Raw genomic sequence first — 7508 nt, 5'->3', positions numbered from 1 at the left:
AATTTATCATTAAAGCGTTTCGGTGCTTTTTCCAGTTTAATAGAATCTGCATACTTTTTTGGTGGTATTGTTAAATCTTGGGAATAGGCATTCGATAAAAAAGCTAAAGCGAGTAAAAGCGGAATTTGGGTTTTCATTATATTTTAAGTAAGAGGTATTATTAATAGTAAGATGTTTTATTTTGGTTTAGAAATTATTTTTATAATGACCATTTTCCATCGCTTAAACTAAATTATTTGGTATAAACTCGTTGTCAATACTTGTCGTTTTTTGATCTGAAGAAATGATAATTGATTGTGATTTTTGATGAACAAATAAATGTAAGAACTAATTTTAAATGTCAAATTTTTTGAATCCGGAAATAAATTAAAAAAAACCAAATGTGGTAGCTTTTAAATCAAACCTTCTTTTTAGCGCTTTAAAATCAGAGGACAAAAAAATATTCTATAGTTTTTTAATGTATCCTGTAGTAAAAAAAAACTTTAAAAACCATTTGTGATTGCGATAAAATCATTTGGTCAATTAAAAAAATATAGAATGATTTAGTTTTGAATATTCAATTATAAAAGAATCAACTCGATCATTTTTTAAATCATTTAACTATGAAAATATATGTGTTAACTGTAGCGTTGGTAGGTTTTACTTCGTTGACATTTAAAACGAATGCACAAACTCCAAAAAAGAAACCTAACATTCTTTGGATTTTGACTGATGACCAAAGGAAAGATTCTAATGGATATTATAACATGATTACTAGTGGAAAAAAAGACAGTCCACTGGGATATGTAGAATCACCTAACTTGGATTCCTTAGCTAAAGAAGGAATTGTTTTTACAAATATGTACTGCAATTCACCTGCTTGTGCACCTTCTAGAAATGGTATTCTTGCGGGGAAATATCCGCATCATTCTGGGGTGTATGGTTTTGAATATTTTAATGGTGAGGCTCCATTTTTTACCAAAACAATGCCACAAGTTATGGCAGAAAATGGGTATGAAACAAGTTTGTTTGGAAAAGCGGGGTACCGTAATAAAAGTGTAGATAAAAAGAGTAAAGAACTTTATAAAGGTTTTTATCAACAATATGTTTCTGATAATGAGTTGTCTAGGGCAGGAATGACAGACTGGAACAATACTACAATTTATGGTAAACTGCCTAATGGTAAATCTGGTAAACTAGATACAAGAACCGAATTTTATTATCCAAGTGGTGAAAAGAAATCATGGAGTCGTGAAAGCACTATTTCGGCTGAAGAAAAAGCAATTAAAGCATCTGTTGAAAAAGAGTTGGATATCTTGTATCACAACACCACAGATGGTGAAGAGTCAGGATTAATCATTGGAGGTGTAAGTCCTATGCCTGCTGATAAAACATTGGATGGAAATATATTGACGGAATATCTTAATTATCTTAAAAATCAAGACAAACCCTATAAATCATTACAAGGTTTAAAGATGTCTGGAGCTGATTCTAAGAAACCTATTTTTACTAGTTTAAGTTTTCATTTCCCACATACTCCAGTAATGCCTCCAAAAGAGTTTAGAGATCGTTTTAAAGATAAAGTGTATGTAATTCCTGAATTTGATAAAAAAGAGGAGTTAAGTAAGTTACCAAAACAATTAGTCGATCTATATAATAAATTAAAGATAGATGACTATTCGTATAAAGAAAAACAACAAGCTATTCGTGATTATTATGCATTTTGTGCTTATGGAGATTTTATCATAGGAAAAGCTATTGCAGAATTCAAAACTTATTCTAAAAAGAACAATCAAGAATATGTGATTTTATATACCTGTGGAGATCATGGATGGCAATTAGGAGAACAAGGAATTGAATCTAAATTTTCGCCTTGGGATTTGTCAACGCATACTACAGGGATTTTGGTTTCATCCAATAAGAAGGAAGTTCCGGCAGGAAAAGTATACGAAGGTTTTGCAGAATATGTAGACATTATGCCAACGGTTTTGGCTGCTGGCGGAGTCGATTTATCAGCTAAAGAATATGACTTTTTAGATGGGAATAATATAGCTGAATTGTATGCTAATAAAAAAATAAATAAAGAGTATATCATTGGAGAGATCAATAGTGTAGCGGGGCCTAGAGCGTATATGCGTACTAAAGATTTTGCTTTTTCCATGCGTCCACGACCTTTAAATGGCGTTCCAGGTGGAAAATACAAACCGAATGAAAATGTTAGATGGGGAATAGATGCACCAAGAGAAGAAGTACAATTGGCACTCTATGATTTACGCAAAGACCCTATGGAGCGTAATAATGTAGCTAACGATAAAAAGTATATAGAATTAACGGATTGGTTCCGTAAAAAATTAGGAAATATTGTTTTGGGTGATGGTCGTATTGAATGTGATTGGAAACAAAAGGATGTATATAATAGAACGGATTTTGCATTAGGTGCTGATGATAAAAAGATTAATATTCCTTCTGCTATTATTCCAAAATAAGAAGAATTAAAAATTATTAAATTTAGAATTGAAATTAAGATGAAGAAAAAAATAAGTATTGCAGTAGTACTTTTTTGCGTAACTATAAATATGTTTTCGCAAGCTAAAAAGGAGGTTTTCAAACCTGATTGGGAGTCTATTAGAGCTAATTATAAAGTTGCGGAATGGTTTAGAGATGCTAAGTTTGGTATCTTTTTACATTGGGGTCCCTATGCGGTTCCCGCTTATAGTAGTGAAAAATATCCAAAAGGAATTTACGACCCAAAATGGAGTAAAGGGGGGACAAAACCCTATACCTATCATAGAGAGCATTATGGAGAACCCTCAAAGTTTGGATACAAAGATTTTATTCCGCAGTTTAAAGCTGAGAAATTTAATGCTGATGAATGGATTTCTCTATTCAAAGAAGCAGGAGCACGTTATGTAGTACCTGTAGCAGAACATCATGATGGGTATGCGATGTATAATTCTAAATTTACACGATGGAATGTAGTTCAAACAGGACCAAAGAAAGATGTCATGAAAATGCTTTCAGACGCTTGTCATAAACAAGGTTTGAAATTTGGTATGTCCTCTCACTTTGCCTATAATAGATTGTATTATAAAAAAGATGATCCAACATGGGATACTAATGATCCTCAGTACTACGATTTATATGGAAAACCAGTAAAAGAAGGGGATAAACCAACACAAGAATACTTGGATTTATGGTGGAATCGTACCACAGATATAATTGACAACTACAAACCAGATTTATTATGGTTTGATTATGGTTTAGATAATGAAGGTTTTAAATCAGTACACAAAGAGATTTTATCTTACTACTATAACAAGGGAGTAGAATGGAAAAAAGATGTAGTTTTTCAAGACAAAAACATGAAATATGAATCTTTTCCTGAAGATTTAATTGTTCTTGATCTAGAACGTGGACGTATGGATGGAATTAATAAATTGCCATGGCAAACGGATACTTCTATTGGGAAAATTTCTTGGGGATATGTTACTACCGAAGAATATAAAACCTCTGATTATTTGATTGACGAGCTAATTGATATTGTTAGTAAAAACGGTTGTCTATTGCTAAATGTAGGTCCTAAAGCTGATGGTACTATTCCAGATGAAGCCAAAGCAATCTTGACTGATATGGGGAAATGGATGAAAATAAACGGGCAAGCTATATTCGATACAAGACCATGGAAAATTTATGGAGAAGGTCCTACTAAAGTAAGTAAAGGAAATCATACTGAGAAAGAAAATAAAGATGCTGTAGCCGAGGACATTCGCTTTACAACAAATGGAGATACACTGTATGCAACATCCTTAGCTTGGTCTGAAACGGGAATATTTACAGTTAAGTCTTTAGCATTAAATAATTCATATGAGAAAAGAGCCGTAAAATCTGTTCAATTTATAAGTGGTAATAATAAAATCAATTGGAAACAAAACGCAGAAGGATTGGTGATTAATGTAAAAGGGACTAAGCCATGTGAGTCGGCTTATGTTTTTAAAATTGAATTTAAAAAATAGTACATAACGAAACTTGAACTGTTATCGTAAAAAGTCTTTAGAAAATTTTCTAAAGGCTTTTTTTTTAATCTTAAAAAAAAATTAAAACCCATTAGTGAAAATTTATTATTTATATCATTTAAGATTAAAATCTTCTTCAATAAAATTTTCTTTTTCCCTTTTCTATTGAAAGTGAAAGTATACCGTAGCGATGCAATGCTAGATTTTTTTTTCGATAAAAAAATAATTTTATTAGCAATAAATTCTAAGCTTAAACGGTATTACTGATGTATTGGCTGTTATTCTATAGTTTTTTGGTCAAAAAAAATCATACGTTACCCAATTATGAACATTTGAACAACCTTTTAATTCATTGATGTTTTAATTTTATAGAAATAAAAAAACACATATATTATGAAAAAATTTTTACTTGCCTTTATTACAATTTTAGGAACATTAACTGCGTCAAATGCTCAACAGACAATTAGCATAAGTACTTCAGCAACTTCGTTAAATGATATTAAAATATCTAGTAACGGATATATATTGGAAGAAACAAGTCCAGGTGTCTATGCTCAAAAAACAATAACTATCACTTCCACGAATGATCCTGGAGATGGTGTTGGAGGCTATAACAATTGCTTTTTTGTAGTAAAAGATAATGGAGTCCCTCAAGTAAATGTTGCTACTGCAGGAACCTTGACTACTGCTAACGCAAAAACAGTATTTATTGATGGAACCGATCCAGCAATAAATATTAGAACATGGGAAATATCTTTGTTAACTCTATCATCAGGTAACATTCCAATAGGTACAATATACGATTTTAGAGCTACGGGTGGTGTTAGTCCAGCTCCTGCTGCAGTTGAGGTTGTTGCTAGTTACAGTATTCCAACTGTAGAAAAACTGGTATATAACTTTAATACAAATGGAGATAAAGAAGATTTTAGTGCTGTGAATTCAAATACAGCTGTAGCTGCAAATGGCAGTTCTTTGGTTATAACCGCTAATGCTGCCTCTTCAACTCTTGCTACTGCTAGAAAAACAAACCCTGCTAATTATGTGAATGCTAGTACCTATAAATTTGTACATGTAACCTATAGAAATACATCTGCAAATACTCAACTTAGAATGCTTGTTGGTGGAGGAGGTCAAAATATTATTTTAACTCCAAGTATGGCAAGTAATGCTGCTTTTACAACTGTTATAGCGAATTTAACTAATGTGACTCAATGGACAGGAAATATCGATACTTTTGATTTTCAGTTTAGATATAGTAATGCAGGATCCTATGTTGGATCAATAGAAATTGATAAAATTGAGTTTAAAACTGATGCTACGCTAGGGATTGATGAAATAGGTAATTCTCAAGTTGTTTTATTCCCAAATCCAACTACAGGGGAAATAAATATTCCTAATGCAATAGATTTTAAAACCATTACGATTTACAATCTACTAGGAGCGGCTGTAAAAACAATAGCTTCACAATCTACAATTGATGTATCTGATTTAGCTACAGGAACATATATCTTAACTACTAATACTGGAGCAACAAGTAAAATTGTAAAAAAATAATTTACATAGATCTAAATTAATTTGTATTTATAAAGCCCTTTACTGTAAAAAAGTAAAGGGCTTTTTCTATTAATAAAAACAGGAATAGTTTCTCTTACTGTTAAATTGTATTCGATATTGTTGTATTTATTTATATTATATAAAAATAATGATTAAATAGTTTATTTTTTTGATGAAATAGGCACTATTTAAGGTATCGTTAGTTTGTAATTTTATCGTTTATAACTATTAATTATCAAATAAAGGATATGAGTCTAAATTGTAAGGCAGCAATCGCTAAAGGAGACGGAACATTTTCAATAGAAACTATAACGGTAGAAAACCCAAAAGATGATGAGGTTTTAGTAGCCATCAAAGCTGCAGGTTTGTGTCATACAGACCACGATTCTTTGAATTGGGGAAAACCTATTGTGATGGGACATGAAGGAGCGGGGATTGTTACTGCTATTGGATCAAATGTAAAAAGTGTTCAAGTAGGTGATGCTGTGATTTTAAATTGGGCTACACCTTGTGGTACCTGTTTTCAATGCGAACATGAAAACGAACACATTTGCGAGAATAATTCTCCTGTAGTGGCAGGTGGAAATGGATATACACCAGGACATGCTCACTTAGAGGGAACAACTTGGAATGGTACTCCTATAATCCGTTCATTTAATATTGGAACACTTTCTGAATATACTTTGGTAAAAGAATCCGCTGTGGTTAAAAATCCTATTCAAGACATGTCTTTTCCTGCTGCTAGTATTGTGAGTTGTGGAGTAATGACTGGTTTTGGTTCTGCTGTGAATACTGCCAAAGTGGAACCTAATTCCTCCGCTGTTGTTTTAGGAACTGGAGGAGTAGGACTGAATGTTATTCAGGGAATAAAAGTATCTAAAGCATCCAAAATTATAGCAATTGACATTAACCAACAACGTCTGGATATGGCGGTTGAATTTGGTGCAACCCATACTATTTTAGCAGATAAAAACGATAAAGGTTTGCTAAAAGCAGCCCAAAAAGTAAAAGAAATGACAGATGGTCGTGGTGCTGATTATGCCTTTGAATGTACTGCTATTCCAGCTTTGGGAGCGGCACCTTTAGCAATGATTCGCAATGCAGGAACAGCTGTTCAAGTAAGTGGAATTGAGCAAGAAGTGTTAATTGATATGTCCTTATTCGAATGGGATAAAAAATACATCAATCCGTTGTACGGAAAGTGCAATCCTCAAAAAGATTTCCCAATAATTGTAGAACATTATAGAAAAGGAGAAATTAAACTGGATGAAATGATTACCAATGCTTATCCATTAGAAAGCTTGCAACAAGCTCTTGATGATATGTTATCAGGTAAAAATGCCAAAGGTGTAATTGTTTTCGAATAAGTTCTATACTTCTTAAACTTAAATAATGATAAATAAAATCTGTTTTAGATTATTAATAGGTACATTGATTTGTACTCCAGCGTTGGCTCAAATTGAAGCTCCTACAGGAAAAAAATGGGAGAAAATCAATACGATGTCAGACGAATTTAATGGAAAATCATTAGATATAAAAAAATGGACATCCAATCCAGAGGGTCATCCAGATTTTGGCTGGATAGGGAGACCACCAGCACTTTTTAAGGAATCGGCTGTAACGGTCAAGAAAGGGTTTATGAACATTGAAGTAGGTAAGTTACCCGACAGCTTTGTGAGTAATAAATATGCTAAACCTACTACTTATGACTATTATGGTGGAATTATTCGTGCTACCCAGCCTATATCTTACGGGAATTATTTTGAATCTCGTTTCAAAATGAGTAAAACTGAAATGGGTGGTGGTTTTTGGTTAATGTCTAAAAGTACGTGTGATAAAAAACATGAAATTGATATTACCGAATCTATAGGTGTAGTTTCACCATTAGCCGAAGAATGGGGTAAGAAATGGGATAAAATAATGCACTCTAATACCATTCATAGAGAAACGCAATGTAATAAA

At 32.5% G+C, this 7508-nt stretch carries 4 protein-coding genes and 1 pseudogene; all 5 read left to right on the top strand.

Annotation, left to right across the window (positions count from 1 at the left end; genetic code table 11):
* Positions 1 to 602: 602 nt before the first annotated feature.
* Positions 603 to 2465, top strand: a complete 1863-nt coding sequence (locus tag WBQ70_RS13015; protein ID WP_423914950.1) for a sulfatase-like hydrolase/transferase — start codon at positions 603 to 605, stop codon at positions 2463 to 2465.
* A 39-nt stretch (positions 2466 to 2504) separates the two neighbouring features.
* Positions 2505 to 3992 (top strand): alpha-L-fucosidase, encoded by a 1488-nt coding sequence (locus tag WBQ70_RS13010; RefSeq protein ID WP_423914948.1) that lies wholly within the window; start codon positions 2505 to 2507, stop codon positions 3990 to 3992.
* A gap of 393 nt (positions 3993 to 4385) precedes the next feature.
* On the top strand, positions 4386 to 5546 hold the full coding sequence (locus tag WBQ70_RS13005; RefSeq protein ID WP_423914946.1) for a T9SS type A sorting domain-containing protein: 1161 nt from the start codon (positions 4386 to 4388) through the stop codon (positions 5544 to 5546).
* Positions 5547 to 5794: 248 nt separating this feature from the next.
* On the top strand, positions 5795 to 6913 hold the full coding sequence (locus WBQ70_RS13000) for a Zn-dependent alcohol dehydrogenase (RefSeq protein WP_423914944.1): 1119 nt from the start codon (positions 5795 to 5797) through the stop codon (positions 6911 to 6913).
* Between the two features lie 25 nt (positions 6914 to 6938).
* A pseudogene (locus WBQ70_RS12995) lies at positions 6939 to 7508 on the top strand (hypothetical protein); the annotation flags it as partial.

Source organism: Flavobacterium sp., assembly GCF_049590715.1.
Taxonomy (GTDB): domain Bacteria; phylum Bacteroidota; class Bacteroidia; order Flavobacteriales; family Flavobacteriaceae; genus Flavobacterium.
This window is presented reverse-complemented; position numbering and strand designations above follow the sequence as displayed.